The organism is Streptomyces sp. SAS_270 (assembly GCF_052543295.1).
In genome coordinates, this window is record NZ_JBMNDS010000115.1 from 1 (window position 1) to 26,750 (window position 26,750).

Annotated in this window: 26 protein-coding genes; 16 read left to right on the top strand and 10 right to left on the bottom strand. The window is 70.8% G+C overall.

Annotated elements, in window-relative coordinates; genetic code table 11:
• Positions 1-95: 95 nt before the first annotated feature.
• From ACN6LB_RS42375 to ACN6LB_RS42390, 4 genes are all read right to left on the bottom strand, one after another.
• A complete protein-coding gene (locus tag ACN6LB_RS42375) occupies positions 96-1,772 on the bottom strand; it encodes an alkaline phosphatase D family protein (protein WP_356138106.1) in 1,677 nt (558 codons plus the stop codon).
• Positions 1,773-1,892: 120 nt separating this feature from the next.
• The gene (locus ACN6LB_RS42380; protein ID WP_445030552.1) at positions 1,893-2,711 is read right to left on the bottom strand and encodes a DsbA family protein; all 819 of its coding nucleotides are present in this window, start codon (positions 2,709-2,711) and stop codon (positions 1,893-1,895) included.
• Positions 2,712-2,777: 66 nt separating this feature from the next.
• Complete coding sequence (locus tag ACN6LB_RS42385) at positions 2,778-3,464, bottom strand: hypothetical protein (RefSeq protein ID WP_445030553.1); 687 nt, start codon at positions 3,462-3,464, stop codon at positions 2,778-2,780.
• Between the two features lie 88 nt (positions 3,465-3,552).
• Complete coding sequence (locus ACN6LB_RS42390) at positions 3,553-4,881, bottom strand: DUF2252 domain-containing protein (RefSeq protein WP_356138100.1); 1,329 nt, start codon at positions 4,879-4,881, stop codon at positions 3,553-3,555.
• Between the two features lie 235 nt (positions 4,882-5,116).
• On the opposite strand from ACN6LB_RS42390, the gene dnaE reads away from it, so the two are divergent.
• Positions 5,117-8,656 (top strand): DNA polymerase III subunit alpha, encoded by a 3,540-nt coding sequence (gene dnaE, locus ACN6LB_RS42395; RefSeq protein ID WP_356138098.1) that lies wholly within the window; start codon positions 5,117-5,119, stop codon positions 8,654-8,656.
• A 95-nt stretch (positions 8,657-8,751) separates the two neighbouring features.
• Here the strand turns inward: dnaE and ACN6LB_RS42400 are convergent, their stop codons facing one another.
• Positions 8,752-8,931 carry a hypothetical protein gene (locus ACN6LB_RS42400; protein WP_356138095.1) on the bottom strand — a complete coding sequence of 60 codons (180 nt, stop codon included), beginning with the start codon at positions 8,929-8,931 and terminating at the stop codon, positions 8,752-8,754.
• A gap of 224 nt (positions 8,932-9,155) precedes the next feature.
• Here ACN6LB_RS42400 and ACN6LB_RS42405 point away from each other — a divergent pair, with 224 nt between their 5' ends.
• From ACN6LB_RS42405 to ACN6LB_RS42420, 4 genes are all read left to right on the top strand, one after another.
• Positions 9,156-10,373, top strand: a complete 1,218-nt coding sequence (locus tag ACN6LB_RS42405) for an NYN domain-containing protein (RefSeq protein WP_445030554.1) — start codon at positions 9,156-9,158, stop codon at positions 10,371-10,373.
• Between the two features lie 133 nt (positions 10,374-10,506).
• Positions 10,507-11,478, top strand: coding sequence for an ABC transporter ATP-binding protein (locus ACN6LB_RS42410; RefSeq protein ID WP_356138172.1), 972 nt, complete (start codon positions 10,507-10,509; stop codon positions 11,476-11,478).
• A 91-nt stretch (positions 11,479-11,569) separates the two neighbouring features.
• Positions 11,570-12,397, top strand: a complete 828-nt coding sequence (locus tag ACN6LB_RS42415) for an ABC transporter permease (RefSeq protein WP_356138090.1) — start codon at positions 11,570-11,572, stop codon at positions 12,395-12,397.
• A gap of 34 nt (positions 12,398-12,431) precedes the next feature.
• Positions 12,432-13,106 (top strand): AAA family ATPase, encoded by a 675-nt coding sequence (locus ACN6LB_RS42420; protein ID WP_445030555.1) that lies wholly within the window; start codon positions 12,432-12,434, stop codon positions 13,104-13,106.
• Positions 13,107-13,361: 255 nt separating this feature from the next.
• Here the strand turns inward: ACN6LB_RS42420 and ybaK are convergent, their stop codons facing one another.
• The 4 genes from ybaK to ACN6LB_RS42440 all read right to left on the bottom strand — a co-directional run bounded on the left by ybaK (position 13,362) and on the right by ACN6LB_RS42440 (position 17,476).
• A complete protein-coding gene (gene ybaK / locus ACN6LB_RS42425; protein ID WP_356138086.1) occupies positions 13,362-13,865 on the bottom strand; it encodes a Cys-tRNA(Pro) deacylase in 504 nt (167 codons plus the stop codon).
• 25 nt (positions 13,866-13,890) lie between these two features.
• Positions 13,891-14,631 (bottom strand): LON peptidase substrate-binding domain-containing protein, encoded by a 741-nt coding sequence (locus ACN6LB_RS42430; protein ID WP_356138084.1) that lies wholly within the window; start codon positions 14,629-14,631, stop codon positions 13,891-13,893.
• Positions 14,632-14,642: 11 nt separating this feature from the next.
• Positions 14,643-15,707 (bottom strand): hypothetical protein, encoded by a 1,065-nt coding sequence (locus ACN6LB_RS42435; RefSeq protein ID WP_445030556.1) that lies wholly within the window; start codon positions 15,705-15,707, stop codon positions 14,643-14,645.
• Between the two features lie 188 nt (positions 15,708-15,895).
• Positions 15,896-17,476, bottom strand: coding sequence for an oxidoreductase (locus tag ACN6LB_RS42440; protein ID WP_445030557.1), 1,581 nt, complete (start codon positions 17,474-17,476; stop codon positions 15,896-15,898).
• Between the two features lie 173 nt (positions 17,477-17,649).
• On the opposite strand from ACN6LB_RS42440, the gene hisD reads away from it, so the two are divergent.
• Genes hisD through hisF form a run of 8 tightly spaced genes read left to right on the top strand, consistent with a single transcriptional unit; the run spans position 17,650 to position 23,393 of the window.
• On the top strand, positions 17,650-18,972 hold the full coding sequence (gene hisD / locus ACN6LB_RS42445) for a histidinol dehydrogenase (protein WP_445030558.1): 1,323 nt from the start codon (positions 17,650-17,652) through the stop codon (positions 18,970-18,972).
• Entirely contained in the window at positions 18,969-20,111 is a 1,143-nt protein-coding gene (locus ACN6LB_RS42450) for a histidinol-phosphate transaminase (protein WP_445030559.1), read from the top strand. The genes hisD and ACN6LB_RS42450 overlap by 4 nt, the downstream gene beginning before the upstream one ends.
• Complete coding sequence (gene hisB / locus ACN6LB_RS42455) at positions 20,108-20,701, top strand: imidazoleglycerol-phosphate dehydratase HisB (RefSeq protein WP_356138074.1); 594 nt, start codon at positions 20,108-20,110, stop codon at positions 20,699-20,701. Before ACN6LB_RS42450 ends, hisB begins: the two co-directional genes overlap by 4 nt.
• Before the next feature lie 5 nt (positions 20,702-20,706).
• Positions 20,707-20,871 (top strand): hypothetical protein, encoded by a 165-nt coding sequence (locus ACN6LB_RS42460; protein WP_356138072.1) that lies wholly within the window; start codon positions 20,707-20,709, stop codon positions 20,869-20,871.
• Complete coding sequence (gene hisH / locus ACN6LB_RS42465; RefSeq protein WP_356138070.1) at positions 20,862-21,509, top strand: imidazole glycerol phosphate synthase subunit HisH; 648 nt, start codon at positions 20,862-20,864, stop codon at positions 21,507-21,509. The genes ACN6LB_RS42460 and hisH overlap by 10 nt, the downstream gene beginning before the upstream one ends.
• A complete protein-coding gene (gene priA, locus ACN6LB_RS42470; RefSeq protein ID WP_356138068.1) occupies positions 21,509-22,249 on the top strand; it encodes a bifunctional 1-(5-phosphoribosyl)-5-((5-phosphoribosylamino)methylideneamino)imidazole-4-carboxamide isomerase/phosphoribosylanthranilate isomerase PriA in 741 nt (246 codons plus the stop codon). The genes hisH and priA overlap by 1 nt, the downstream gene beginning before the upstream one ends.
• Positions 22,246-22,641, top strand: coding sequence for a RidA family protein (locus ACN6LB_RS42475; RefSeq protein ID WP_356138066.1), 396 nt, complete (start codon positions 22,246-22,248; stop codon positions 22,639-22,641). The genes priA and ACN6LB_RS42475 overlap by 4 nt, the downstream gene beginning before the upstream one ends.
• Entirely contained in the window at positions 22,638-23,393 is a 756-nt protein-coding gene (gene hisF, locus ACN6LB_RS42480; RefSeq protein WP_445030560.1) for an imidazole glycerol phosphate synthase subunit HisF, read from the top strand. The genes ACN6LB_RS42475 and hisF overlap by 4 nt, the downstream gene beginning before the upstream one ends.
• A gap of 72 nt (positions 23,394-23,465) precedes the next feature.
• Here hisF and ACN6LB_RS42485 read toward each other — a convergent pair whose 3' ends face one another.
• Positions 23,466-24,101, bottom strand: coding sequence for a TIGR03085 family metal-binding protein (locus ACN6LB_RS42485; RefSeq protein WP_356138062.1), 636 nt, complete (start codon positions 24,099-24,101; stop codon positions 23,466-23,468).
• 118 nt (positions 24,102-24,219) lie between these two features.
• On the opposite strand from ACN6LB_RS42485, the gene hisI reads away from it, so the two are divergent.
• The 3 genes from hisI to ACN6LB_RS42500 form a co-directional block, all read left to right on the top strand.
• Positions 24,220-24,621, top strand: a complete 402-nt coding sequence (gene hisI, locus ACN6LB_RS42490) for a phosphoribosyl-AMP cyclohydrolase (RefSeq protein ID WP_445030561.1) — start codon at positions 24,220-24,222, stop codon at positions 24,619-24,621.
• A gap of 11 nt (positions 24,622-24,632) precedes the next feature.
• Positions 24,633-26,120 carry an anthranilate synthase component I gene (locus ACN6LB_RS42495; protein WP_356138058.1) on the top strand — a complete coding sequence of 496 codons (1,488 nt, stop codon included), beginning with the start codon at positions 24,633-24,635 and terminating at the stop codon, positions 26,118-26,120.
• Positions 26,121-26,235: 115 nt separating this feature from the next.
• Positions 26,236-26,750: TIGR02234 family membrane protein (locus tag ACN6LB_RS42500; protein WP_445030562.1), on the top strand; the 515-nt coding region annotated here is incomplete at its 3' end.

Here is a 26,750-nt window from a genome sequence, read left to right on the forward strand (position 1 = left end):
AGGCCCTCGTACTGGACGTACTTGGGACTTCGGCCGGTGCGGCGAGGGTGCGTGCCGGGCGCCGCGGGTGCTGTGCGGGACTTTCAAAACACCCCCTAGACCGGGTCGTAGGTGCGCTCGGCCTTCTGCGTGCCGCTGCGCGTGCGGTACGAACGGGCCCAGGACGAGGTCGCGTTCGGGTCCGTGCGGTCGGAGAGCACGTAGTAGTCCATCTGCGCGCGGTCGGCCGTGACATCCAGGACGCCGTAGCCGTGCCGGTCGGTGTCGACCCAGTGGACGTGCCGGTTGGCGGCCCGGATGATCGGCGAGGCGATCGCGGAGACGGTGCCCTCGGGGACCTTGACGATGTCGTCGAGGTTGTCGGAGGTGACCGAGGTGACGACGAACTCCGTGGCGGCGGAGGCGGACAGCGGATACGTGCCGGCGTCCACCGGCACGTCGTTGGCCCATGCCATATGTATGTCGCCGGTCAGGAAGACCGTGTTGCGGATCGCGTTGGTGCGCAGGTGCGCGAGCAGTTCGCGGCGGTCGTCCGTGTAGCCGTCCCACTGGTCGGTGTTGAGGGCGATGCCCTCCTGCGGCAGCCCCAGCAGCTTGGCGAGCGGCTTGAAGAGGTCGGCGGACAGCTCGCCGATGGCGAACGGCGAGATCATCACCGAGTTGCCGACCAGCCGCCAGGTGGTGTCCGAGGCCTTCAGCCCCGCCTTCAGCCAGTCGAGCTGCGCCCGGCCCGTGAGCGTACGGTCCGGGTCGTCCACCGAGCCGCTCGCCGTGGAGGCCTGCTGCGAGCGGAACGACCGCAGGTCGAGCAGCGAGAGGTCGGCGAGCTTGCCGAAGCGCAGCCGGCGGTAGGTGGTGCCCTCGATCGCCGGGCGGACCGGCATCCACTCGAAGTAGGCCTGCTTGGCGGCCGACTGGCGGGCGGACCAGGCGCCTTCGGCGCCCTCGGTGTGGTTGACCGCGCCGCCCGACCAGGCGTTGTCGGCGAACTCGTGGTCGTCCCAGATCGCGATGACCGGCACCTTGTGGTGCAGCGACTGGAGGTCGGGGTCGGTCTTGTAACGGCCGTGCCGGGTGCGGTAGTCGGCGAGGGTGATGATCTCGTTCGCCGGTGCGTGCGGCCGGACGACCTTGCCGCGGGCCGCGTACTCGCCGGACTTGTACTCGTAGATGTAGTCGCCCAGGTGCAGCCAGGCGTCCAGGTCGCCGCGCGCGGCGAGATGGCGGTACGGGGAGAAGTAGCCGGCCTCCCAGTTGGCGCAGGAGACCACGCCGAAGCGCAGGCCCATGACGCTCGCGTCCGCCGCGGGAGTGGTGCGGGTGCGGGCCACGGGGGAGTCGGTGCCGCCCGCGGAGAAGCGGAACCAGTAGTCGGTGGCCGGTTCCAGGCCGCGGATGTCCGCCTTGACCGTGTGGTCGGAGGCGGCCGACGCGGTGGTGGAGCCCTTGGCGACGACGTTGGTGAACGCCTTGTCCTTGGCGACGGTCCAGCTCACCTCGGTGTCGGGGCCGAGCCCGGAGCCGGGTGTCGCCTCCGAAGTGGGCGTCACCCGGGTCCACAGCAGGATGCCGTTGGGCAGCGGGTCACCGGAGGCGACACCGTGCAGGAAGGCGGGTGCCTCGGCGGCGCGGGCCGGCAGTGCGGCGGCGAGCGGCGCGGCGAGGACGGCGGTGACGGCCGCGGCCTTGACGACCGTACGGCGGCGGGGAGCGCGGGAGTTGGCGGCGCCCGGAGGATCTTGCGGCTCGGAAGATCTGTATCGACTGGTCACGAGCGGTCAGGTTACCGATCAGTACAGGCCGGGAGCGGGCGAACTCGTAAAAGTTCGCCCGCTCTTCGGCTTCTGGTCGGATCCGCCCTTGAGCCGGTCGTCAGTCCTCGGGCTCGGTCGTCAGGCCTTGAGCGCCGCGTCGATCGCCGTCGTGTAGTCGGCGACGGTCAGCGGCGCGTTCTTGCCGTTGGACCCGGTGAGCTGCTTGCCGTCCATGACGAGGCTCGGGGTGGCGTCGACCCCGTCCTTGTTGTCGTCGAACGTCTTCGACATGTCCAGGGCCCACCTGTCGTAGGTGCCGTCCTTCACGGCCTTCTGGAACGCCTTGTTGTTCTTCAGGGCGTCCACCGTGTTCGCGACCTTGATCAGGTAGGCGTCGTCCTTGAACTTGTCGTCGGTCTCCTCGGGGTGGTACTTCGTCGAGTAGAGCGCGGTCTTGTACTCCAGGAAGGCTTCGGGGCTCACGTTCAGGGCGGCACCGAGGGCGCTGAGCGCGTTTTTGGAGCCCTCGCCGTTGTCGTGGTTGTCGATGAACGTGGCGCCGATGTACTGGATCTTGAACTTGCCGGCGTCGAGGTCCTTCTTCAGGGTCGGGCCCACGGTCTGCTCGAACTGGGCGCAGATCGGGCAGCGCGAGTCCTCGTACAGCTTCAGCGTCTTCTTGGCGGTGCTCTTGCCGACGACGACGGTCGTGCCGTTGGCGCCGCTGGTGTTGGCCGGTTTGACGAGCTTGTCCTTCTTGGCGGCTTCCCAGTAGGCGGGCTTGTTGTTCTGCACGACCGCGTAGCCGATGCCGCCGGCTATCGCGAGGACGCCGACGATGGAGCCGGCGACGATGACCTGCCGCTTGGCCTTGTCCCGTTTGGCCTGGCGCTCGCGCTCGACGCGCAGCCGCTCACGTGCCGCCGACTTGGACGCCTGGCTGTTCCGCTTGCTCATATTGGTGATCTCCATGTGGGACGCGCACATGCTGTACGCGGAATACGTATGGGGGACTGCAGTTGCTCAGGCGAAGGCGACTGAGCACGGCGGTCCACGTCGTCCCATGGAGTGGGCGAAGAGGCGCGTGCGGATGGCGGCGATCCGGTGTGCCGGGCGGGGCGGCCGGCGTACCGGCGTGAGCTCCACCGTCACCGCGGCGACGGCGAGGAGCAACGGCCGGAAGGCGGCCGTGGCCGCCGCGCGCAGCAACTGCTCCAGGGCCCGCTCGCCGCGCCGCAGCCAGGCGGCGGCGAGGAGGCCGACGCCGATGTGCGCGGTGAGCAGCAGCCAGGCGGCGGCCGGGTCGGCGTGCGCGAGCAGGGCCGCCGCGCGCTCGGGCCCGGCGCCGGTGACACGGGCCAGCGGGGTGCCCACGCTGCCGCCGCCGCACAGCAGGTCGAAGCCGACGGAGCGCAGCGGGCCCGCCACGGGGCCGCCCGCCCTGCCGTAGCAGACGTGCTGGCCCGTGGTGAACACCGTGTCGGCGGCCAGCTCCAGCGGGATCAGCAGGGCCGCGATCGCGCCGAAACCGCGCTCGCGGCCCGCCAGCACATACGCGAGGACGAAGACGGCGCCCGCGATCGCGGCCACGGTGGCCAGCGGCAGCGGGACCCGGGACAGCAGGACGTGCGACGCGGTGGAGAGCGTCACGACGACTGCCGTGAACAGGGCCGCGCGTACGGCTCTGAGCTGGGTTCCGGATATGTCCATGGCGCTGGAGAGTGTCCCACGAGCTCCCGTAAGAGCCCCCTAAAAGGTTCCTATGAGTTACGGGAGCGTCGTCGGGGCGTCGTGATCCCTACAGGCCGGGGATCCGGCCGTTGCGGAAGAGGTCCACGAAGATCTGGTGGTCCCCCCGCGCGCGTGCTCCGTAGCTGTGGGCGAAGTCCACCAGGAGGCCCGCGAAGCCCTCCTCGTCGGCGGCGATCGCCGCGTCGATGGCCCGCTCCGTGGAGAACGGCACCAGCTCCGAGTGACCGCTCTCGTCGTCCGCCGCCGCGTGCATCGTGGCGGTGGCCCGGCCGAGGTCCGCGACGACCGCCGCGATCTCCTCCGGGTCGTCGATGTCGCCCCAGTCGAGGTCCACAGCGTACGGGGAGACCTCGGCGACCAGCTGGCCCGCGCCGTCCAGCTCGGTCCAGCCGAGCCACGGGTCGGCGTGCGCCTGCAGGGCGCGCTGGGAGATGACGGTGCGGTGGCCCTCGTGCTGGAAGTACTCGCGGATCGAGGAGTCCGTGATGTGCCGGGAGACGGCCGGTGTCTGGGCCTGCTTGATGTAGATCACCACATCGTTCTCCAGGGCGTCGCTGTTGCCCTCCAGAAGGATGTTGTACGAGGGCAGGCCCGCCGAGCCGATGCCGATGCCGCGACGGCCCACGACGTCCTTCACCCGGTACGAGTCCGGGCGGGCCAGAGAGGCCTCCGGAAGTGTCTCCAGGTAGCCGTCGAAGGCTGCCAGCACCTTGTAGCGCGTGGCCGCGTCGAGCTCGATGGAGCCGCCGCCCGCCGCGAAACGCCGCTCGAAGTCACGGATCTCGGTCATCGAGTCGAGCAGTCCGAAACGGGTCAGCGAGCGGGCGTCGCGCAGCGCGTCCAGCAGCGGGCCGTCGGCCGTGTCCAGCGTGAAGGGCGGCACCTCGTCGCTCTTGGCGCCGGTGGCGAGGGCGTGGATGCGCTCGCGGTAGGCGGCCGCGTAGGTGCGCACCAGGTCGGTGATCTGCTCGTCGCCGAGTGCCTTCGCGTACCCGAGCAGGGCGACGGAGGCCGCGAAGCGCTTGAGATCCCAGGTGAACGGGCCGACGTAGGCCTCGTCGAAGTCGTTCACATTGAAGATCAGGCGGCCGTTCGCGTCCATGTACGTGCCGAAGTTCTCGGCGTGCAGGTCGCCGTGGATCCACACGCGCGAGGTGCGCTCGTCCAGGTACGGGCCGCCGCGCTTCTCGGCGTCCAGGTCGTGGTAGAAGAGGCCCGCCGTGCCCCGGTAGAACGCGAAGGCGGAGGCCGCCATCTTGCGGAACTTCACGCGGAACGCGGCCGGGTCGGCGGCCAGGAGCGCGCCGAAGGCGGTGTCGAAGACGGCGAGGATCTGCTCGCCGCGTTGCTCGTCGTTGAGCTGCGGGACCGACATCGCTGGGTGCCTCCTGGTGCAGGTGGTGCTTGATGTGTGGGACGGGAGATCCGCCGGTTGTGGACAGGTGGTCCGTCCACTTCCAACGGACGAAAGTACCCGGGAGTGCCCGAGTACCCGCATGAAGGTACGGGTGAGCGCCCGCGGAGTGTCAGTCCCGCGTCATAGACTTCGACGCTGTCCCCCCAGACTGTCCGCAGCCTGTCGTCCGCCGTTCTCCTTGGAGGCCACAACCGTGTCGAAGCCGCCGTTCACGCACCTGCACGTCCACACCCAGTACTCGCTGCTGGACGGTGCCGCGCGGCTCAAGGACATGTTCAACGCCTGCAACGAGATGGGCATGACCCACATCGCCATGAGCGACCATGGCAACCTCCACGGGGCGTACGACTTCTTCCACACGGCGAAGAAGGCGGGCGTCACGCCGATCATCGGCATCGAGGCGTACGTCGCCCCGGAGTCCCGGCGCAACAAGCGCAAGATCCAGTGGGGCCAGCCGCACCAGAAGCGCGACGACGTGTCCGGTTCGGGTGGTTACACGCACAAGACGATCTGGGCGGCGAACCGGACGGGCCTGCACAACCTCTTCAAGCTCTCCTCGGACGCGTACGCCGAGGGCTGGCTGCAGAAGTGGCCCCGCATGGACAAGGAGACGATCTCCCAGTGGTCCGAGGGGCTCATCGCGTCGACCGGCTGCCCCTCCGGTGAGCTGCAGACCCGGCTGCGTCTCGGCCAGTACGACGAGGCACTGAAGGCGGCCGCCGAGTACCAGGACATCTTCGGCAAGGACCGCTACTTCCTGGAGCTGATGGACCACGGCATCGAGATCGAGCGCCGCGTGCGCGACGGCCTCCTCGACATCGGCAAGAAGCTCGGCATCCCGCCGCTGGTGACGAACGACTCGCACTACACGTACGCGAACGAGGCGACCGCCCACGACGCGCTGCTGTGCATCCAGACCGGCAAGAACCTCTCCGACCCGGACCGTTTCCGCTTCGACGGCACCGGCTACTACCTGAAGTCCACGGACGAGATGTACGCCGTCGACTCCTCGGACGCCTGGCAGGAGGGCTGCGCCAACACGCTCCTGGTGGCCGAGCAGATCGACACCTCCGGCATGTTCGAGGCGAAGAACCTCATGCCGAAGTTCGACATCCCCGACGGCTACACCGAGGTCACCTGGTTCCAGGAGGAGGTCCGCCTCGGCATGGAGCGCCGCTTCCCCGGCGGCGTCCCCGACGACCGCCAGAAGCAGGCCGAGTACGAGATGGACGTCATCATCCAGATGGGGTTCCCGGGGTACTTCCTCGTCGTCGCCGACTTCATCATGTGGGCCAAGAAGCAGGGCATCGCGGTGGGCCCGGGCCGTGGCTCCGCGGCCGGTTCGATCGTCGCGTACGCCATGGGCATCACCGACCTCGACCCCATCCCGCACGGCCTGATCTTCGAGCGGTTCCTCAACCCCGAGCGCGTCTCCATGCCCGACGTCGACATCGACTTCGACGAGCGCAGGCGCGTGGAGGTGATCAGGTACGTGACCGAGAAGTACGGCGCCGACAAGGTGGCCATGATCGGCACGTACGGCAAGATCAAGGCGAAGAACGCCATCAAGGACTCCGCGCGCGTGCTGGGCTACCCGTACGCGATGGGCGACCGCCTCACCAAGGCGATGCCCGCCGACGTCCTCGGCAAGGGCATCGACCTCTCCGGCATCACCGACCCGAAGCACCCGCGCTACAACGAGGCGGGCGAGATCCGGGCGATGTACGAGAACGAACCGGACGTGAAGAAGGTCATCGACACCGCCAAGGGCGTCGAGGGCCTGGTCCGGCAGATGGGTGTGCACGCGGCCGGCGTGATCATGTCCAGCGAACCCATCGTCGACCACGCCCCCATCTGGGTGCGGCACACCGACGGCGTGACCATCACGCAGTGGGACTACCCCCAGTGCGAGTCGCTGGGCCTGCTGAAGATGGACTTCCTGGGCCTGCGCAACCTCACGATCATGGACGACGCCATCAAGATGGTGAAGGCCAACAAGGGCGTCGACCTGGAGATGCTCGCCCTCCCGCTGGACGACCCCACGACCTTCGAACTGCTCTGCCGCGGCGACACCCTCGGCGTTTTCCAGTTCGACGGCGGCCCGATGCGTTCACTGCTGCGCCAGATGCAGCCCGACAACTTCGAGGACATCTCCGCCGTCTCGGCCCTCTACCGGCCGGGCCCGATGGGCATGAACTCGCACATCAACTACGCGGAGCGCAAGAACGGCCGCCAGGAGATCACGCCGATCCACAAGGAGCTGGAGGAGCCCCTCCAGGAGGTCCTCGCGGTCACCTACGGCCTGATCGTCTACCAGGAGCAGGTGCAGAAGGCCGCCCAGATCATCGCCGGGTACTCGCTCGGCGAGGCCGACATCCTGCGCCGCGTGATGGGCAAGAAGAAGCCCGACGAACTGGCGAAGAACTTCACCATCTTCCAGGCCGGAGCCAAGAAGAACGGCTACAGCGACGAGGCGATCCAGGCCCTGTGGGACGTGCTGGTCCCCTTCGCCGGCTACGCCTTCAACAAGGCCCACTCGGCCGCGTACGGCCTGGTCTCGTACTGGACCGGCTACCTGAAGGCGAACTACCCCGCCGAGTACATGGCCGCGCTGCTCACCTCGGTCAAGGACGACAAGGACAAGTCGGCCGTCTATCTGAACGAGTGCCGGCGCATGGGCATCAAGGTGCTGCCGCCCAACGTCAACGAGTCGGAGCAGAACTTCGCCGCCCAGGGCGACGACGTGATCCTCTTCGGTCTCTCCGCCGTCCGCAACGTCGGTACGAACGTCGTCGAGTCGATCATCAAGAGCCGCAAGGCCAAGGGGAAGTACGCCTCCTTCCCGGACTACCTGGACAAGGTCGAGGCGGTCGCCTGCAACAAGCGGACCACGGAATCGCTGATCAAGGCGGGCGCGTTCGACACGATGGGCCACACCCGCAAGGGCCTCACCGCGCAGTTCGAGCCGATGATCGACAACGTGGTGCAGGTCAAGCGCAAGGAGGCCGAGGGGCAGTTCGACCTCTTCGGCGGGATGGGCGACGAGGGCGCGGACGAGCCGGGATTCGGTCTCGACGTGGAGTTCACGACCGACGAGTGGGACAAGGCCTATCTGCTCGCCCAGGAGCGGGAGATGCTCGGTCTGTACGTCTCCGACCACCCGCTCTTCGGCCTGGAGCACGTCCTGTCCGACAAGGCGGACGCGGGAATCTCCCAGCTCACCGGAGGTGAGCACGCGGACGGCGCGGTCGTCACGATCGGCGGCATCATCTCGGGCCTGCAGCGCAAGATGACCAAGCAGGGCAACGCCTGGGCGATCGCGACCGTCGAGGACCTCGCCGGTTCCCTCGAGTGCATGTTCTTCCCGGCGACCTACCAGCTGGTGTCGACCCAACTCGTCGAGGACGCCGTGGTGTTCGTCAAGGGACGCCTCGACAAGCGCGAGGACGTGCCCCGCCTGGTCGCGATGGAACTCCAGGTCCCGGACCTGTCGAACGCGGGCACCAACGCGCCCGTGATCCTGACCATCCCGGCGCTGAAGGTCACCCCGCCCATGGTCAGCCGGCTCGGCGAGATCCTCAGCCACCACAAGGGCGAGAGCGAGGTCCGCATCAGGCTCCAGGGCCCGCGCAAGACCACGGTGCTGCGGCTCGACCGGCACCGCGTGAAGCCGGACCCGGCGCTCTTCGGCGACCTGAAGGTACTGCTGGGCCCGTCCTGCCTGGCGGGCTGATCGACAGAGCGACAGAAACACAGAAATGGGGGGCGTACCCGCAGCCGGGTACGCCCCCCATTCATGCCTGGGCTTCAACAGCCCGCGTTCGGCCGTCAGTTGTGGCCGAAGCGCTTCTGATGCTTACGAGCAACATCAGCCGGGCTGCCCTGGACCTGCGACATCGGCGACTGCTGCGCCTCCGTCGAGGACCGCTGGGCCTGCTCCTGAGCCTGCTCGGCCTGCGAGGAGCGGTCCTGCTGGCCGCCCTGCTTGCGGTTCTTGTTCTTGGCCATGGTGATCTGCCTCCTGAGGGGGATCTAGGGGCCAGGGCCGGGACCAGATTCACACAGCCCGACAAGTCGCGCATTTCGGATAATTACCGTGCGTAATAAGCACTGTCGGAGAGTGATCTTCCGATCCGCCACGCCGAAGATCGAGTTCGGGCCGTTAACCTCCGCGCCGTCGGGCAGACTCGAAGGAAGCCCGAAGCAAACCTCCCGGAAAGAGGGTGGATCGCGTGGACCGCTGCATCGTCCTGGTGGATGCCGGGTATCTGCTCGGGGCTGCCGCCAGTCTCCTTGCCGGGGATTCGTCCCGCTCCCGGATCACCGTCGACCACGCCGCCCTCATCCAGGGCCTGCGCGAGCGCGCCGAGTCCGACACGGAGCGCCCCCTGCTGCGCATCTACTGGTTCGACGGCGCCCCCGACCGCGTACCCCAGCCCGAACACCGCAGACTGCGCGTGATGCCACGTGTGACCGTGCGCCTGGGTGCCCTGACCCGTAGCGACGGGCGCTGGGCGCAGAAGGGCGTCGACGCGGCGATGCACGCCGAGCTCACCGAGCTGGCGCGCAACCGGGCCTGCTCCGACGTGGTCCTGGTGACCGGCGACGGGGATCTGCTGCCCGGCATGATGGCCGCCAAGGAGCACGGGGTCGCCGTTCACCTGTGGGCCGTACAGGCCGCCGACGGCGACTACAACCAGTCCGAGGACCTCGTCGCCGAGGCCGACGAGCGGCGGGTGCTCGACCGGACCTGGATCACCAAGGCCGTCCGCGCGAAGGACCTCGGCGGGGTCTGCGCGCCGCCGCCCGCGCCGCGGCCCGAGATCGCCGCGATCCTCTCCGCGCCACTGCCCGACTCCGCGCTGGCCGCGGCCGCCGAGCGGCCCGTCCCGGAGGCGGAGCACGGCGTGGCCGCCGAGGCGCGGGACGGCGGGGAGGAGCGGGCCGCCGCACCCAAGGGCGTCCCCACCCCCAAGGACCTGGCCGCCCTGCGCGCTCCCGGCGCCCAGCCGGCCCAGCACCCCGCCAGCGCGACGCTGCGCTGGTCGTCCGACAAGGGCTGGGTGGAGCGGCCCGGGTCCGCCGCCGAGACCGCGGACGCCGCGTCGATGCCGACACTCGCCCAGCTGACCTCGGCCGAGCAGCGCTGGGCCGACCGCGAGGAGGACATCACCACGGTCGGCGGCGATCCCTACGAGGTCGGACAGGTCTTCGCCCGGCGCTGGATGGAACGGCTCACCGACCAGACGCTGCTGCAGAAGCTCTCCACGATGTACCCGCGCGTCCCGCACCGCGTGGACGGCGAGCTGCTGCGCTATGCCGCCCGCTTCGGCCTCCTCGCCCACAAGGACGACCAGATCGACGAACACGACCGCTATGCGATCAGGGCCGGTTTCTGGCGCGAGATCGATGTCCGTACGGCGGCGGAGCACGCACCCGCGGGGGAGTGAGGCCCTCGCGAACGCGTCGTAGGGGCCCCGGGAGGGGGCCCGGGCTCATATCGGGGCATCGGACCCCGTACCCTCGTGCTTCGTGAGTACGCGCACCGCACAGGCAGTCCGGAACGGGCACAGGGGCGATGTCGTGTGCGCGGTGCGGGGTCTCACCAAGACGTATCCGGCCCTCCGAGGCCGGCGCGGAGTGCCCCCGGCGCCCGAGGTGCGGGCCACCGACGAGGTGTCCCTCGACATCCGGCGCGGTGAGATCTTCGGACTGCTCGGACCCAACGGCGCCGGCAAGTCGAGTCTCGTACGGCAGCTGACCGGGCTGATGCGGCCCGATCGCGGCAGCGTGGAGATCCTCGGGCACGACATCGTGCGCCACCCCGAGCGGGCCGCGCGCATCCTCGCCTACCTCGGCCAGGAGTCCACCGCACTCGACGAGCTGACCGTGTCGCTGGCCGCCGAGACAACCGGGCGGCTGCGCGGGCTCGACCTCCGTGCGGCGCGCGCCGAGCGGGACGCCGTCCTCGACGAGCTGGGCCTCACACCGATCGCGGGACGGCCGCTGAAGAAGCTGTCGGGCGGGCAGCGGCGGCTGGCCTGTTTCGCCTCCGCGCTGGTGGGGGAGCGGCCGCTGCTGGTCCTCGACGAGCCGACCACCGGCATGGATCCCGTGGCGCGGCGGGCCGTGTGGGGCGCCGTCGACCGACGGCGGGCCGAGCGCGGCACCACCGTCCTGCTGGTCACCCACAACGTCATCGAGGCGGAGACCGTCCTCGACCGGGTCGCCGTCCTCGACCACGGCCGTGTCATCGCCTGCGACACCCCGGCCGGCCTCAAGGAGCAGGTCGCGGGCGAGGTGCGCGTCGAACTGGTGTGGCGCGAGCGCGCCCCGCTCGACGTGCCCGAGGTCGCCGCGCTGCGGGAGCGCGCCGTCGAGTCCGGGCGCCGCTGGACCCTGCGGCTGGCCCCCGAGGAGGCCCGCGCGGCCGTCGCCACCGTCACCGGAGGCGCCGCCTTCGCCGCCCTCGACGACTTCACGCTGGCCACCCCGAGCCTGGAGGACGTCTACCTCGCGCTCGGCGGCAACGCGCAGGGACTGGTCAAGGCATGAGCGTGGGAGCCGCCGTATCCGTACGGAACGTGACAGGCGCCGAGGGCGTTGGGAACATGACGGCTGCGGGAGCGAAGGAGAGCAGCTCGACGTGAGTGTCGTATCCGCTGAGGTTCTGCCGGGCGCGGGCAGTGCGCCGGCCGCGGCCGGCGAGGCCGGTGGCGCCGCCGAGCTCGGGCCGCGCGCCCGGCTGTGGCCGTCCCTCGCCGCGGTGTACCGCGCACAGCTCTCCCGGGCGCGTGTCGCGCGGATCCCGCTGCTGTTCGTCGCCACCTTCCAGTCCGTCGGGATCATGATCCTGATGCGCGGGGTGGTGGACGGCGGGGGCGAGGCGCGGGCCGTGGTCGCCGGAGCGTCCGTCCTGGTCGTCGCCTTCGTCGCGCTGAACCTGCTGGCGCAGTACTTCGGGCAGCTGCGGGCCAGCGGCGGGCTCGACCACTACGCGACGCTGCCGGTGCCGCCCGCCGCGGTCGTGCTCGGCGCGGCCGGCGCGTACGCCTCCTTCACCGTGCCCGGGACGGTCGCCACCGCCGTCTTCGGCTGCGTGCTCTTCGGACTGCCGCTGGCCCATCTGTGGGTGCTCGCCGCGGTCGTCCCGCTCGCCGGCGCCGCGCTCGCCGGACTCGGAGCAGCGCTCGGACTGCTCGCGCCGCGCCCTGAACTCGCCACGCTGCTCGGGCAGTTGGGAATGTCGGCGGCGCTGCTGCTCGGGGTGCTGCCGCCGGACCGGCTGCCGACGGTCGTGCAGTACGGGCGTGATCTGCTGCCCTCCACGTACGGCGTCGAGGCCTTCGCCCGGAGCTTCTCCGCGCATCCCGACTGGGCCTTCGTCCTCGCCGACCTCGGTGTCTGCGCGGGCGTCGGGGTCGCCTCACTGGCCGTGGCGACCTGGGCGTACCGCCGGGCGGCCGTCCGGTGACGCGGCCGTCATACGGGCCTGGCACGATGGCAGGGTGACCGCACCGCTGACTCCGCCTCCGCCGCCGCACGACCAGCCTCCGCACAACGCCTGGCAGGCTCCGCCCGCCGGGGGTGGAGCGGGGACCACCGCGTACGAACAGGACGGCCCCGGGATGAAGACCGAAGTGCGGGAGGCCGCCGTGATCACGGTGGGCGTGGCGCTCGGCGGGGTGCTTCTCGGGCTGCTGTGGTGGTGGCTGGCGCCGCATGTGCCGCTGGTCGGGGGTGTCGTCGACAAGAGCTGGGTCGTCTACCTCAAGGACACCGAGGGCGAGCAGGCCATCGGGGTCGACGGAACGTTCACTCTGCTGGCGCTCGCGTTCGGGGCGGTCAGTGCAGCGGTGGTGTTCCTGGTACGGCGGCGTGGGGGCGTGCCGTTGGTGGCCGCGCTGGCCGTCGGCGGGTTGCTCGGATCGTTGCTCGCCTGGCGGCTGGGGATCTGGCTCGGGCCCTCGCACAACGTGATCGCGCACGCGAAGCAGGTGGGCAAGGGGGTGACGTTCTCCGCGCCGCTGAAGCTGGGTGCGAAGGGGGCGTTGCTGGCGTGGTCCGTGGGAGGGCTGCTGGTCCATCTCGGGCTCACGGCCCTGTTCGGGCCGCGGGATCCCGATCCCTACCAGCAGGGGCCGTACGCGGCGCCTGTGCCGCCGGCTCCGCCGGTCGGCTGACGCGGCGGGGCAGCGGGGCGGCAGGGGTTTTTCGCCCCCTCCGCCCCTACCCGTCCCGTGTCATGGGGGCTGCGCCCCCTTTCCCCCTGCTTTCGCCCTGAACGGGCTCGTCCTCAAACGCCGGACGGGCTGAACATCTTCATGCCGGCCTGCTTCCGTGGTTCGAGCGGCCCTTCTTTGTGCGCCACTTGCGCTTGCGGGTTTTTTTCGACATGTCCCTCGTGCTTAACCGAGGACCGGGGGTTCGTCGAGGGGTCATGCACGGGCGACGGGGGCGGACACCGCTTCCGTGAGCTCGGTGAGGTCGGTGGGGCTCAGCTCGACTTCGAGGCCGCGCCGGCCCGCCGAGACACAGATCGTGCTGTGGGCGCCGGCCGAGGCGTCGAGGACCGTGGGGAGCTTCTTGCGCTGGCCCAGGGGTGAGATGCCGCCGCGAACGTAGCCCGTCGTGCGTTCGGCCGCGGCCGGGTCCGCCATCGCGGCTCGCTTGCCGCCGACCGCCGTGGCGAGGGCCTTGAGGTCGAGGGAGCCCGCCACCGGGACGACGGCGACCACGAGGGAGCCGTCGACGTCCGCGACGAGGGTCTTGAAGACGCGGTCCGGGGAGACGCCCATCGCCTCCGCGGCCTCCTCGCCGTACGACGGGTGCGAGGGATCGTGCTCGTAGGCGTGGACCGTGAAGTCCACGCCCGCCGCCGTCAGGGCCACCGTCGCGGGGGTGCCCCCGGACTGCTGCTGCTTCTTCGACTTCTTCGCCATACCGGCCTTCGGATGAGACGTGTCCTCAGTTGAGGCTTGTCGGGCCGCGCGTCAGCTCCGACGCGGGCAACGACGGCAGATTACGGATGATGGCCGTCTCCGCGCGCAGGAGTTTCAGCTCCTCGCGCAGCCGCGCCGCCGTGTCCGGGGCCTGGAGCAGCCGCTGCTTCGCGGGGATGTCGAGCATCACTGCGGCCGCGACGAGGTAGGAGACGACGGACGGTTCGTCCGGCAGGTCCGCGCCCGTGGACAGCGAGCGTTCCCGCGCGCCCGCCAGCCGCTTCTGGTACTGGCGAAAGGCCCGCAGCACGCCCTCCGCGAGCGCGCCCGCCTCCTCACCCGGGTCCTCGGGCAGCTCCTCCAGCTCGGCCACGAGGTACTCGCCGGAGGAGTCGACCGACACCAGGCGTACCCGCGTGGTCCCCGTCGCCAGCACCTCGAAGCTGCCGTCGGCACGCTCCCGGACGGTCGCCGCGTCCGCGACGCAGCCCACCTCGTGGAAGGCCTTGGCCGGGTCGTCGCCGAAGCCGGCCGAGGGCCCGCGTTCGGGTACGGCCGTCGGGTCGGGCATGCCGGGCGCGCTCGGCGCGACCTCGTGGCCGTCGCGGATGGCGATGACGGCGAACCGGCGCGGCTCGTCCTCGGGGGTCTTCAGCAGATCGCGCATCATGGCGCGGTAGCGCGCCTCGAACACGTTCAGAGGAAGCACGAGCCCGGGGTACAGCACCGAGTTCAGGGGGAAGAGCGGGAGCCGGACGGTGGTCACGACGGGCAAGCCTAATGGTCGTCGGAGTGATCGCGTCCGCCGCGCCCACTCCGTGGATGCGGCGAGGGGTGCTCGGGGAGTCGTACAGGTGCCCGTACCGCGCGCAACGGGCGTCCCGCGGCGACCTCCAGACGGATTCCGTCCCGCAGCTCCAGGAACTGGCCGAGAGGGTCGTCGGAGACCCGGTCCCAGGGGAACGTGGTGGCGTAGGGCCCGATCCGGTGCAGCTGCGTCAGGGCGTCCTCCCAGCGCTCCAGCCTGATCAGCACGTACGTGAGGAGGTTGCGGACCTCGGCGGGCCACGGGTCGGCGGCCCCGTACGTCGCGGAGAGCGCGATGGCGAGGTCGGCGGCGGAGTCCAGGCGCTCGCGTGCCACGACCGGCCCGCCGCCCTCGGTCAGGTACGCGAAGGCGGCGCGCACCGGCAGCGCCTGCACGAGGGAGCTGGGCAGCGCGTCCTGCGCGGCCCGCTCGGCGAAGTCGAAGCACTCGCGGTGCGAGCCGTACCAGGCGGCGGAGAGGTACTTCAGGGCGGCGACATGGCAGCCGTAGTGGTGCGGGGAGCGGCGCACCGCCTCGCCCCACAGCTTCTCGAACTCGGTGTGTCCGGCGTGGGTGCCGCGGGCGTGGTCGAGTGCGATCCGCCAGGGCACCGGGTCGCGCGGGTCGCCCTCCGCGGCGGCGGTGATCAGCGGGCCGACCTGGCGCAGCAGCTCGGCGCGGGCCGGCGACTCCCAGCCGCGGCGCACCGCCAGCTCGGCCCTGACCAGCAGCGCGTCCGGGTCGTGCGGGGCGTCTCCCTGCCACAGCGTGAGCCACTCGTCGCGGGAGCTCGCGAAGGAGGCCAGACGCAGTGCGTACCGGTCGCGGTTCTCCCACTCGGCGGCCTCGCGGGTGGTGGCGAGCAGCTTGGCCGCGGGGGCGTGGTCGCCGCCGCCCGCGGCGACGAGCGCCGGGCCGAGCCGCTCGTCCGGGGCGTCGAGCAGCACCTCGTCGTCGGCGGGCAGCCCGACCGCGAGGCGCGAAGTGTTCCTGGCCATCCGGGCCGTACGGATGAACGCGCGCAGCAGTGCCATGGTAGGAACCATTGAAAGCCGCAGGTCGGAGCGGGGCCAGAGGGGACGCGGTGACGCTTTCGTAACCTTGGTTTGGTTGTGCTTTCCCTGGTCAAGGGAGGGTAAAAGGTCTCTGTCCGGCGCCTGTTGGGATTCTGATCGACCGCTGGGTGCCCGCCGGCCGATCGCTGTGCCCCGTGTGCCCGCTCTCAGCTCCTGCGCAGCATCCGGGTGGCCCCGGCCGCCACCGTCGTCGCCAGGATCCAGCCGAGCAGGATCACCGCCGCGGACAGCCACTGCCAGCCGCCGTGCAGCTGCCAGAAGCCCACCTGGCCGAGGTCGATGACCGGCAGCAGCAGGTCCAGGGCGAACAGCGAGGCGTTCCACGGCGGATGTTCGTCGTTCTTGATCGGCGGATGGCCCGCGTGCGCGAACGCGATCGACGACGCCGCCCACAGCACCGCCATCCACAGGGCCGCCCGCCCGGGCCGGTAGCCGTAGGCGACCGTCCAGTCCTGTGCGTACCCCCAGAGCTTGGCCGCGAGCGGCAGGGTCTCGCGGCGGCGCCGCTGCTTGGCGAGCAGCACCTCGCGCGCGTCCTCGTCCTCGCCGGAGTTGCGCAGCACGGTCGCGAGGCGCTCGTACGGCTCCGGGTTGTACTCGGCGGTCGCCGCGGTCACCCACCCCAGGCGCTCGGTCAGCGGGAACCGGCCCTGCGGCACGAGGTTCTCGTAGCTGAATCCCCCCATGTGCAGACGGCCCGGGCCCGGCCAGCTCTGCGCCTTGTCGACCAGGTTCACCACCCGCGCGCCCGACAGCACGACCTTGCCGCGTTCGGGGCCCTCCCCGAGGAAGCGCAGCTCCGGCGTCTGCACCCGGCGCAGCGACAGCTCCTGCTCGTCCTCCAGCGAGAAGCGGGCCTGCTCGAAGTCGACCGCGTCCCCGAACCGCCCGTCGTCGAGGCGGATTCCGCCCTGGCACTCGAACCGCTGGACCAGCGTGCCGCGCGCGGGTGTGGTGCCGCTCATCTGGACGGGATTGCCGATGCCGGCCGGAGTCAGGTACAGCGTGCGCTCCACGGTCAGCTGGGGAGCGTTGAGCGCCCGGGGCCCGTAGGGGTTGGCGAGCCGGCTGCCGCGCAGACTGAGCGACACGCCGACCTTGGCACCGCGCAGGCTCAGCTCGCCGTGCGACTCCAGCATCTCGGCCTGGAGGTCCTGCCCGACCGTCATGCCGTCGCCGGCGATCGACTGGCCGCGCCGGTCGCGGTAGACGACGGCCTGGTTGAGCAGCAGATCCGTGCCGATGTGCGCGTCGGTGAGGCGCACCCCGTTGTGGAAGCGGCAGCGCGGCAGATGCAGGTCGCCCTCCGTGTGCAGGCGGGCCGCCTCCAGCCGCGGCACCGAGCAGTTCACCAGCCGTGCGGTCGTGAAGCGGGCCTCCGGCAGCAGGACCTCCTTCTCGAACCGGCAGCCCCTGAGCTCGACGTACGGCATCACGGTGCCGCCCGCCAGATCGAAGACGTCCGTGATCTGCACGCCCTGGAGCTTCAGGGAGGAGACCCGGCCGTCCAGCGCGGGCGGGCCGTTCAGCAGGAGCCAGGCCACGATGCGTGCGCGGACGCTGCGCTCGGGCCCCCAGGGGTGGCCGCCGTGCGGATCGTCCACGACCGCGTCCCCGCTTCGCAGGTCGTACGTGCTGCCGTTGCGGAAGGCCTGCCACATCCCGGCCTCGGCGGCGGTCAGATCGTCCGGCACGTCCCCTCTTCGGAGGCCGGCACCCTCGGTCACGGCTCTTTCATCCTCCCCAGCTACTCGCGGGTTTCGTACAACCGTTCAATGCCCGCTCGGTGACGGCCCGAACGCTACTGGTGAGGGGGATCTTCCGCGGAACCTGAGGTGGCGTGTATCAGCCATTGATACGGGCGTCCGGCGCCTTATCGCCGTCTGAGAGAATTGCGTACGTGATCTCCCGAATCGATCTGCGCGGCGACGCCCTCCCCGAGGGCCCCGCCCTGCGCGACCTGCTGCCCCGAGCCGACTTCGACGTCTCGGCCGCCCTGGAGAAGGTGCGTCCGATCTGCGAGGCCGTGCATCATCGTGGAGACGCGGCGCTGATCGATTTCGCGGAGAAGTTCGACGGCGTACGGCTGGAGTCCGTACGGGTCCCGGCGCAGGCGCTCGCGGACGCCCTGGAACAGCTCGACCCGCCCGTGCGCGCGGCCCTGGAGGAGTCCATCCGCCGCGCCCGCCTGGTCCACCGCGAGCAGCGGCGTACGACGCACACCACCCAGGTCGTGCCGGGCGGCACGGTCACCGAGAAGTGGGTGCCGGTCGAGCGCGTCGGGCTGTACGCGCCCGGCGGACGCTCCGTCTACCCCTCCTCCGTGATCATGAACGTGGTCCCGGCCCAGGAAGCCGGGGTCGGCTCCATCGCGCTCGCCTCCCCGGCCCAGGCCGACTTCGGCGGGCTGCCGCACCCGACGATCCTCGCCGCCTGCGCCCTGCTCGGCGTGGACGAGGTCTACGCGGCCGGCGGCGCGACGGCCGTCGCGATGTTCGCGTACGGCACCGAGTCCTGCCCGCCCGCCAACATGGTCACCGGTCCCGGAAACATCTGGGTCGCGGCCGCCAAGCGGTACTTCGCGGGCAGGATCGGCATCGACGCCGAGGCCGGTCCCACCGAGATCGCGATCCTCGCGGACGAGAGCGCCGACCCCGTGCACGTCGCCTCCGACCTGATCAGCCAGGCCGAGCACGACCCGCTCGCCGCCGCCGTCCTCGTCACGGACTCCGTGGCGCTCGCGGACGCGGTGCACAAGGAGCTGGAGCCGCAGGTCGCGGCCACCAAGCACATCGAGGACCGGATCGTGCCCGCGCTGCAGGGCAGGCAGTCCGCGATCGTGCTGGTCGACGGCGTCGACGAGGGCCTCAGGGTCGTCGACGCGTACGGCGCCGAGCACCTGGAGATCCAGACCGCCGACGCGGCCGCCGTGGCCGACCGGGTGCGGAACGCCGGTGCGATCTTCGTGGGCCCCTGGGCGCCGGTCTCCCTCGGCGACTACTGCGCGGGCTCCAACCACGTCCTGCCGACCGGCGGCTGCGCCTGCCACTCCTCCGGGCTGTCCGTCCAGTCGTTCCTGCGCGGCATCCACATCGTCGACTACACGAAGGACGCGCTGGCCGACGTGGCGCACCACGTGGTGACGCTGGCGGAGGCGGAGGACCTGCCCGCACACGGCGCGGCGGTCAAGGCGAGGTTCGGTTGGAAGGTACCCGGACAGTGAACATCGACGATCTCCCCGTACGCGACGAGCTGCGCGGCAAGTCCCCCTACGGAGCGCCCCAACTCGACGTCCCCGTACGGCTGAACACCAATGAGAACCCCTATCCGCTGCCCGAGCCGCTCGTCGAGCGGATCGCGGAGCGGGTGCGCGAGGCCGCCCGCAACCTCAACCGCTACCCCGACCGGGACGCGGTGGAGCTGCGCACGGAGCTGGCCAACTACCTGACGAAGACCGGCAAGTACCCGGTCGGGGCCGAGAACGTCTGGGCGGCCAACGGCTCCAACGAGGTCATCCAGCAGCTGCTGCAGACCTTCGGCGGACCCGGCCGCAGTGCGATCGGCTTCGAGCCGTCGTACTCGATGCACGCGCTCATCGCGCGCGGCACCGGCACCGGCTGGATCTCCGGTCCCCGCAACGAGGACTTCACGATCGACCTCGCCGCCGCCGAACGGTGGATCGCCGAGAACAAGCCGGACGTCGTCTTCATCACCACCCCCAACAACCCCACGGGTAACGCGGTGCCCCCCGAGACGGTCCTCGCGCTGTACGAGGCCGCGCAGGCGGCGAAGCCGTCCATGGTCGTGGTCGACGAGGCGTACATCGAGTTCAGCCACGGCGACTCACTGCTGCCGCTGCTCGAAGGTCGGCCGAATCTCGTCGTCTCCCGCACGATGTCGAAGGCCTTCGGCGCGGCCGGGCTGCGCCTGGGCTATCTCGCCGCGCACCCGGCGGTCGTGGACGCCGTCCAGCTGGTACGCCTGCCGTACCACCTGTCGGCCGTCACCCAGGCGACCGCCCTGGCCGCCCTGGAGCACACCGACACGCTGCTCGGCTACGTCGAGCAGCTGAAGGCCGAGCGGGACCGGCTGGTCACCGAGCTGCGCGCGATCGGCTACCAGGTCACCGAGTCGGACGCGAACTTCGTGCAGTTCGGGCGGTTCGACGGCGCGGACGGGTCCCACGAGGCCTGGCGGAAGATCCTCGACCGGGGCGTCCTGGTCAGGGACAACGGCGTGCCCGGTTGGCTGCGGGTCTCCGCCGGAACCCCGGCCGAAAACGACGCGTTCCTCGACGCGGTACGTGAACTGCAGTGTCTTGTGGGGCAGACCCCCACACCCTCTAAGGAGCAGAGCGCATGAGCCGCGTAGGACGTGTGGAACGTACGACCAAGGAGACGTCGGTCCTCGTCGAGATCGACCTCGACGGGTCCGGCAAGGTCGACGTGTCGACAGGCGTCGGCTTCTACGACCACATGCTCGACCAGCTCGGCCGGCACGGTCTGTTCGACCTGACCGTGAAGACCGAGGGCGACCTGCACATCGACTCGCACCACACCATCGAGGACACCGCCCTCGCGCTGGGCGCCGCCTTCAAGCAGGCGCTCGGCGACAAGGTGGGGATCTACCGGTTCGGCAACTGCACGGTCCCGCTGGACGAGTCCCTCGCCCAGGTGACCGTCGACCTCTCCGGCCGCCCGTACCTCGTGCACACCGAGCCCGAGTCCATGGCGCCGATGATCGGCGAGTACGACACGACGATGACCCGGCACATCCTGGAGTCCTTCGTCGCCCAGGCCCAGATCGCCCTGCACGTCCACGTGCCGTACGGGCGCAACGCGCACCACATCGTGGAGTGCCAGTTCAAGGCGCTCGCGCGGGCGCTGCGGTACGCCTCCGAGCGCGACCCGCGTGCGGCGGGCATCCTTCCTTCCACGAAGGGCGCGCTGTAAAAGCCATGAACGGACTCAACACCATTCTCATCGTCGTCGGGCTCTTCCTGCTCGGCGGCGTCTACTCCTTCGTCAAGCAGGAGATGCCCAAGAGCCTCATCGTGCTGCTGTCGATCGGCGCCGCGATGTGTCTCGTTGCGGGTGTCATGAGGCTGGAGGTGTGGAATTGAGCAGCCCCAAGAAGGTCGTCGTCTTCGACTACGGCTTCGGGAACGTCCGCTCCGCCGAGCGTGCCCTCGCCCGCACCGGCGCCGAGGTCGAGATAACGCGCGACTACGACAAGGCGATGAACGCCGACGGGCTGCTGGTGCCGGGTGTCGGCGCCTTCGCCGCCTGTATGCAGGGGCTGCGGCAGGCGCGCGGTGACTGGATCGTCGACCGCCGGCTGTCCGGCGGCCGCCCGGTCATGGGCATCTGCGTCGGCATGCAGATCCTCTTCGCGCGCGGCATCGAGCACGGCGTGGAGACCGAGGGCCTGGACGAGTGGCCCGGCTCGGTCGAGCCGCTGCAGGCCGAGATCGTGCCGCACATGGGCTGGAACACCGTCGAGGCCCCGGCGGACTCCAGGCTCTTCGCAGGTCTTGACGCCGACGCCCGCTTCTACTTCGTGCACTCCTACGCCGTCCACGACTGGTCGCTGGAGATCACCAACCCGGCGATGCGGGCACCCCAGGTGACCTGGTCGACGCACGGCAAGCCCTTCGTGGCGGCCGTGGAGAACGGCGCCCTGTGGGCCACCCAGTTCCACCCCGAGAAGTCCGGCGACGCCGGAGCCCAGCTGCTGAACAACTGGATCGGAACCCTCTGATGCCCCCCTCGACTTCCGCGAAGCTCGAACTCCTCCCCGCCGTCGACGTCCGCGACGGGCAGGCCGTCCGCCTCGTTCACGGCGAGTCCGGCAGCGAGACCTCCTACGGCTCCCCTCTCGAGGCCGCCCTCGCCTGGCAGCGTTCGGGCGCCGAGTGGCTGCACCTGGTCGACCTGGACGCCGCGTTCGGCACCGGCGACAACCGCGCGCTGATCGCCGAGGTCGCGGGCGCGATGGACATCAAGGTGGAGCTGTCCGGCGGCATCCGCGACGACGACACGCTGGCCGCCGCCCTCGCCACCGGCTGCACCCGGGTGAACCTCGGCACCGCCGCCCTGGAGACCCCCGAGTGGGTCGCCAAGGTCATCACCGAGTACGGCGACAGGATCGCGGTCGGCCTCGACGTACGCGGCACGACACTGCGCGGCCGCGGCTGGACCCGCGACGGCGGGGACCTCTACGAGACGCTCGCGCGCCTCGACAAGGAGGGCTGCGCGCGGTACGTCGTCACGGACATCGCCAAGGACGGCACCCTCCAGGGCCCGAACCTGGAGCTCCTGAAGAACGTCTGCGCGGCGACCGACCGCCCGGTGGTCGCCTCCGGCGGCGTCTCGTCCCTGGACGACCTGCGCGCCATCGCCGAGCTCGTGCCCCTCGGTGTCGAGGGCTCGATCGTCGGGAAGGCCCTGTACGCGAAGGCGTTCACCCTGGAAGAGGCTCTGGAGGCGGTGGCCAAGTGAGCGACGTACGGCGTGTCACGACCGGCGCCCCCTGGGAGGACGCCTTCGGCTACTCCCGCGCGGTGGAGCTGCCCAACGGCCTGGTGCTGGTCTCCGGCTGCACGTCCGTCATAGACGGCGAGATCATCGACGGCGACCCCCACGAGCAGGCGGTGAACTCCTTCAACGTGGCCTTCACGGCGCTGAAGGAGCTGGGCCTGGGCCGCGAGGACGTCGTCCGCACCCGGATGTACATCACCCACGCGCGGGACGTGGAGGAGATCGGACGCGCCCACAAGGAGCTGTTCGACGCCGTCCGCCCCGCCGCGTCCATGCTCATCGTCTCCGGCTTCGTGGACCCGCGCCTGGTCGTCGAGGTCGAGGTGGAGGCCTACCGAGGGGCCCCGGAATGAGCCTCGCGGTACGCGTCATCCCCTGCCTGGACGTCGACAACGGCCGGGTCGTCAAGGGCGTCAACTTCCAGAACCTTCGCGACGCGGGCGACCCCGTCGAGATGGCCAAGGTGTACGACGCCGAGGGCGCCGACGAGCTGACGTTCCTGGACATCACCGCGTCCTCGGGCAACCGTGAGACCACGTACGACGTGGTGCGCCGCACGGCCGAGCAGGTCTTCATCCCGCTGACGGTCGGCGGAGGTGTCCGCACCGCCGAGGACGTGGACAGACTGCTGCGGGCCGGCGCCGACAAGGTCGGCGTCAACACGGCCGCGATCGCCCGCCCGGACCTCATCCGCGAGATCGCGGAGCGGTTCGGGCGACAGGTCCTGGTCCTTTCGGTGGACGCCCGCAGGACCGGGAGCGGGTCCTTCGAGGTCACCACGCACGGCGGCCGCAAGGGCACCGGCATGGACGCCGTCGAGTGGGCCCACCGCGCCGCGGAACTGGGCGCCGGCGAGATCCTGCTCAACTCGATGGACGCGGACGGCACCAAGGACGGCTACGACATCGAGATGATCGAGGCCGTCCGGGGGCACGTGAGCGTTCCGCTGATCGCGAGCGGCGGTGCGGGCCGCCTGGCCGACTTCCCGCCCGCCGTCGCCGCGGGCGCGGACGCCGTCCTCGCCGCCTCCGTCTTCCACTTCGGGGATCTGCGGATCGGCGAGGTGAAGGAGACGCTGCGCTCGGCGGGCCACCCGGTGCGGTGACGCCGCGCCCGGCTTGAAGCGTTGAGCCCCGGCCACCGGGTGGCCGGGGCTCACTCGTGCCCGGGGCGCAGGTCAGATCCCCAGCTGCTTCGCCTCGTGCAGTTTCGCGATCGCGTCCTTGTCGCCGTCCAGTTCCACGTCGGCGACGTTCTGGCGGCCGTAGAGGAACAGGAGCAGTTCCGAGGGTTCGCCGGTGACCGTGACGACCGGGGTGCCCTTGTGCGCGACCGTCGTCTGCCCGTCGGGGCGGCGCAGGACCAGGCCCGTGGGGGCGCTGCGGCCCGTCAGACGGGCGGTGCGGTCCAGGCGGGACCACAGGGCGTCCTGGAAGACCGGGTCGAGCTCGCGCGGGGTCCAGTCGGGCCGGGCGCGGCGGACGTCCTCGGTGTGGACGTAGAACTCGATCGTGTTCGACGCCTCGTCGATCTGCTTGAGGGAGAACGGCGAGAAACGCGGCGGGCCGGTACGGATCAGCAGGATCAGCTCTTCGTACGGCTTGTCGGCGAACTCCGCCATCACCCGGTCGAGCCGTGGCGCGAGCTGCTTGAGGAGGATTCCGCCCGCGGCGTCCGGGCGGCGCTCGCGCACCACGACGTGCGCGGCGAGGTCACGGGCGTTCCAGCCCTCGCACAGGGTGGGGGCGTCCGGACCCTCGGCCTCCAACAGATCGGCGAGGAGAAGTCGTTCACGCTTGGCATGGGTCGACATGCCATCCAGCCTACGACCGCCCCGCGCGAGCGCCCAGCACAGACCCGGCCGCACCCGCGGCGGTCCGCCCTCTGGACGCCGACCGGGAGCGTCGCACCGGCGCGGCACAATGGTCCCCATGACCAGTACGCCCCTGCCCAGCAGCCCCAGCGGTCTGGACCCCGAGATCGCCGCGCGCCTCAAGCGCAGCGCCGACGGGCTCGTCCCCGCCATCGCCCAGCAGTACGACACCGGTGAGGTGCTCATGCTCGGCTGGATGGACGACGAGGCGCTGCACCGCACCCTCACCACCGGCCGCTGCACGTACTGGTCGCGCAGCCGCCGGGAGTACTGGGTGAAGGGCGACACCTCCGGGCACTTCCAGTGGGTCAAGTCGGTCGCCCTCGACTGCGACGCCGACACCGTGCTGGTCAAGGTCGACCAGGTCGGCGCGGCCTGCCACACCGGCGCCCGCACCTGCTTCGACGAGGACGTGCTGCTCAAGGACGCCGAGTCCGGCGCAGCGGCCCAGGATCAGTAAGGTCAGCCGCCATGGACCTCGAGACGTTCCGCAAGCTGGCCACCGACCGCCGTGTCATCCCCGTCAGCCGCAAGCTCCTCGCCGACGGCGACACCCCGGTCGGGCTCTACCGCAAGCTCGCCGCCGAGCGCCCCGGCACGTTCCTGCTGGAGTCCGCGGAGAACGGCCGCTCCTGGTCCCGCTACTCCTTCGTGGGCGTGCGCAGCGCCGCCACGCTCACCGCGCGCGACGGCCAGGCCCACTGGCTCGGCACCCCACCCGTCGGCGTCCCGGTCGACGGCGACCCGCTCGCCGCCCTGCGCGCCACCATCGAGGCGCTCCACACCCCCCACCAGGAGGGCATGCCGCCCTTCACCGGCGGCATGGTCGGCTACCTCGGCTACGACATCGTCCGCCGCCTGGAGAAGATCGGCCCCGGCGAGCGCGACGACCTGAAGCTGCCCGAGCTGACCATGCTGCTCACCTCCGATCTGGCCGTCATGGACCACTGGGAGGGCTCGGTCCTGCTGATCGCCAACGCGATCAACCACAACGACCTCGACACGGGCGTCGACGAGGCCCACGCGGACGCCGTGGCCCGCCTGGACGCCATGGAGGCCGACCTCTCGCGCGCCGTCGCACAGCCGCCCGCCGCGCTCCCGCCCTCCGAGCTGCCCGAGTACACCGCGCTGTGGGGCGGCCCCGACTTCCGGACCGCCGTCGAGGACATCAAGGAGCGCATCCGGGCGGGCGAGGCCTTCCAGGTCGTCCCCTCCCAGCGCTTCGAAACGCCGTGCACGGCAAGCGCGTTGGACGTGTACCGGGTGCTGCGGGCCACCAATCCGTCGCCGTACATGTACCTCTTCCGCTTCGACGGCTTCGACGTCGTGGGCTCGTCCCCGGAGGCGCTGGTCAAGGTCGAGGACGGGCAGGCGATGGTGCACCCCATCGCCGGCACCCGGCACCGCGGCGCGAGTCCGCAGGAGGACCAGGCCCTCGCCGACGAGCTCCTCGCCGACCCCAAGGAGCGCGCCGAGCACCTGATGCTCGTCGACCTCGGGCGAAACGACCTGGGCCGGGTCTGCGAGCCGGGCTCCGTCGAGGTCGTCGACTTCATGTCCGTCGAGCGGTACTCGCACGTGATGCACATCGTGTCGACCGTCACAGGCCGGATCGCGGCGGGCCGCACCGCCTTCGACGTGCTGACGGCCTGCTTCCCGGCAGGCACCCTCTCGGGCGCGCCCAAGCCCCGCGCGATGCAGATCATCGACGAACTGGAGCCGTCCCGGCGGGGGTTGTACGGCGGCTGCGTCGGCTACCTCGACTTCGCGGGCGACTCCGACACCGCCATCGCCATCCGTACGGCGCTGCTGCGCGACGGCACGGCGTACGTGCAGGCCGGTGCCGGCATCGTCGCCGACTCCGACCCGGTCGCCGAGGACACCGAGTGCCGCAACAAGGCGGCGGCCGTCCTGCGCGCCGTTCACACGGCCAACCGGCTTGCCCGGCAAGGAGGTTGAGGATGCGGTCGGCGGGCGGCCCACCTGTGATTCTTGAGATGTTCATGATGGAGCACTCGTGGGATCACGGGTTGGCATGCCCCCGGCTAACGGCCGGGGCACGAAGCAGGCGATAGTGGAGTACGTGACTTCCGTACCCCAGCCCCGCTCCGAAGCCTCCGGGCCCGCCCGGTCCGGCCGGCGCAGCCTCGCCGTCGCCCTGCTGTGCGGCGCGCTCGGCGCGGCCGTGGCACTGCTCTCCTCCCGGCAGAGCTGGTCGGCAGGCACCGCCTCGGTGGCCGGCGGCGACTTCCCGCTGACCGTCAAGGGCAGCGACATCACGGGTGTGCCCGCGGCCCTCGCCATAGTGGGCCTCGCCGCACTCGTCGCCGTCTTCGCCGTCCGCCGCTCCGGCCGCTTCCTGGTCTCCGCGCTGCTCGCACTCACCGGCGCCGGCACCATCGCCTCGGCGCTGCTCGGCGTCGGCGACAGCTCGGCCCTCGACGAGAAGGCCGCGGCCGCCTCCGGCGACACCGCCGCCACCGCCTCCGCGCTCAGCCACACCGCCTGGCCCTACGTCGCCGTCGCGGGCGGCGCGCTGCTCCTGGTGGCCGGCCTCCTCGCGCTGCGCTACGGCTCGCTCTGGCCCGC

Excerpts from the sequence above, each read along its gene's own strand:
- priA (WP_356138068.1), top strand. The coding sequence starts at position 21,509 with ATGCCCCCCTCGACTTCCGCGAAGCTCGAACTCCTCCCCGCCGTCGAC.
- ACN6LB_RS42460 (WP_356138072.1), top strand. The coding sequence starts at position 20,707 with ATGAACGGACTCAACACCATTCTCATCGTCGTCGGGCTCTTCCTGCTC.
- hisI (WP_445030561.1), top strand. The coding sequence starts at position 24,220 with ATGACCAGTACGCCCCTGCCCAGCAGCCCCAGCGGTCTGGACCCCGAG.
- ybaK (WP_356138086.1), bottom strand. The coding sequence starts at position 13,865 with ATGGCGAAGAAGTCGAAGAAGCAGCAGCAGTCCGGGGGCACCCCCGCG.
- ACN6LB_RS42485 (WP_356138062.1), bottom strand. The coding sequence starts at position 24,101 with ATGTCGACCCATGCCAAGCGTGAACGACTTCTCCTCGCCGATCTGTTG.
- ACN6LB_RS42390 (WP_356138100.1), bottom strand. The coding sequence starts at position 4,881 with ATGTCGGTCCCGCAGCTCAACGACGAGCAACGCGGCGAGCAGATCCTC.
- ACN6LB_RS42385 (WP_445030553.1), bottom strand. The coding sequence starts at position 3,464 with ATGGACATATCCGGAACCCAGCTCAGAGCCGTACGCGCGGCCCTGTTC.
- ACN6LB_RS42495 (WP_356138058.1), top strand. The coding sequence starts at position 24,633 with ATGGACCTCGAGACGTTCCGCAAGCTGGCCACCGACCGCCGTGTCATC.
- hisF (WP_445030560.1), top strand. The coding sequence starts at position 22,638 with ATGAGCCTCGCGGTACGCGTCATCCCCTGCCTGGACGTCGACAACGGC.
- hisB (WP_356138074.1), top strand. The coding sequence starts at position 20,108 with ATGAGCCGCGTAGGACGTGTGGAACGTACGACCAAGGAGACGTCGGTC.
- ACN6LB_RS42435 (WP_445030556.1), bottom strand. The coding sequence starts at position 15,707 with ATGGCACTGCTGCGCGCGTTCATCCGTACGGCCCGGATGGCCAGGAAC.
- ACN6LB_RS42380 (WP_445030552.1), bottom strand. The coding sequence starts at position 2,711 with ATGAGCAAGCGGAACAGCCAGGCGTCCAAGTCGGCGGCACGTGAGCGG.
- ACN6LB_RS42400 (WP_356138095.1), bottom strand. The coding sequence starts at position 8,931 with ATGGCCAAGAACAAGAACCGCAAGCAGGGCGGCCAGCAGGACCGCTCC.